The organism is Neochlamydia sp. TUME1, from assembly GCF_000813645.1.
GTDB lineage: Bacteria > Chlamydiota > Chlamydiia > Chlamydiales > Parachlamydiaceae > Neochlamydia.
In genome coordinates, this window is sequence record NZ_JRXI01000235.1 from 1 (window position 1) to 1427 (window position 1427).

The following is a 1427-nucleotide window of genomic DNA, read 5'->3' on the forward strand; positions in this document are numbered from 1 at the left end:
CAGGACTCTTCACATGGGATCTATAGGGACTTCTGTGGCAGGAGCTGCTATCACAGCTTCTTTCCCTGCTCCTGCTCCTGCTCTGACAGTGCTTGCTGTGGGATCTGTTGGACTGGTGTTCATGGCCACGCCTGTCATCATGAGTGCTGCATCACTGCTTGTGCCCACTGTGGGTCTCTGGACTGGGGCTGCGGTTGCGCTTGCAGGAGGGTTCAGAGGTAGCACTTGAGAAGCTGTAGAGAGGCTGGTGAAAAGGGTACAAGTTAGTGGTGTGGTACTGTGTACATGTATGCACTGATACTGTGTACGTGTATGCACTGCTATATGAGCATGGTTGTGATGTGTATGTGTATGCACTGTGTAAGAAGTGTTGGTCTGGTGGTGTACCTTGTCTGGAGTGCTTGGAGTTGATGAACTTGATGTTGATACTGCAGAGTGGAGTGTAGGATGATTAGGAGCTTGTGGACTGGCTGGGAACAGTTGAAGGGCAATGGTCTTGGCCGTGTTGATCCACTGGCTTATGTCCTCAGGACTGGCATGGATGATGATGCTGTCAACGCACTTGCAATGACTGTCATCTCAGTTTCATTGGGCTGGGTGGAAGCTGTGAGCATGTGGTAGCTGTAGTCAGGTGGAAACAGGCATGCAGAGGAGTGGCATGAAGCAGAGAGTAGTCCAGGACGGTGCAGGCAGCTTGGCTGGAGGAGTAGGCCTTGAAGATGAGCTTGTAGAAGACATGACCTAAAATTGAATGATGAGATAGTCAAGTTGTGTAGATATAAAAACCAAAAATTTGAAGACCATACTCAGTTGAGGCAGTTGTGGGGCTATCTGTGTCCACTTGGAGTTCCACTTTTTGATGATGGTTGTCTTCTTGTAGGGCAGGAGCTTGGGAATCTTGGTGATCGTTGGGCATGAGCTGCATGAGATCTGGATTGAAGGTGTAGGATTTGTTGGCATGTCTGATGAACAGCATCCAGAGACCTGTGTATTAAGTGTGTATGTGTATGCAGTGTAATGTTAGCATTGAGAGTGAATGGAATGGAAAGATAGGGTACTATATTTAGCCTTTATGAAGTGTGTAGTGTACCAGAGGGGTGTTGTACCATTGTGTTGCACTCCACCAGCAGTCTTGGTATGGATGTTGGGAATGCTTGCAGAGATGACTGTAGAAGCTGCCAGGTACTACAGCACATCCCCAAGGAGGGTCATGAGCTCACCCATCTCCTGTACATTGGTCATGAGCACAACGGCTGTAGCATTCTATGGTGAAGAGAAGAGTCAGTCTAAAATCAAGTAAACAAATGTGAAGATGAAGTGTGACTTACCATGATGACTGGGGTTCGTGAATCCCATCATGTGGTTCAGTTTGGCCTGATCCCAGTGGTGAGTGGAAGAGTCCAGTGAGATGTTGCAAAGGATGATGT

2 protein-coding genes are annotated in these 1427 nt (G+C 48.0%); both read right to left on the reverse strand.

Annotated elements, in window-relative coordinates; genetic code table 11:
- Positions 1-9: 9 nt before the first annotated feature.
- Positions 10-357, reverse strand: a complete 348-nt coding sequence (locus DB41_RS11820; RefSeq protein ID WP_155117683.1) for a hypothetical protein — start codon at positions 355-357, stop codon at positions 10-12.
- Between the two features lie 406 nt (positions 358-763).
- Entirely contained in the window at positions 764-976 is a 213-nt protein-coding gene (locus DB41_RS10285; protein ID WP_039387019.1) for a hypothetical protein, read from the reverse strand.
- Between the last annotated feature and the right edge of the window lie 451 nt (positions 977-1427).

What these genes read in the sequence shown, in the direction of transcription:
- DB41_RS10285 (WP_039387019.1), bottom strand. Translation starts at nt 976, where the DNA reads ATGCTGTTCATCAGACATGCCAACAAATCCTACACCTTCAATCCAGAT.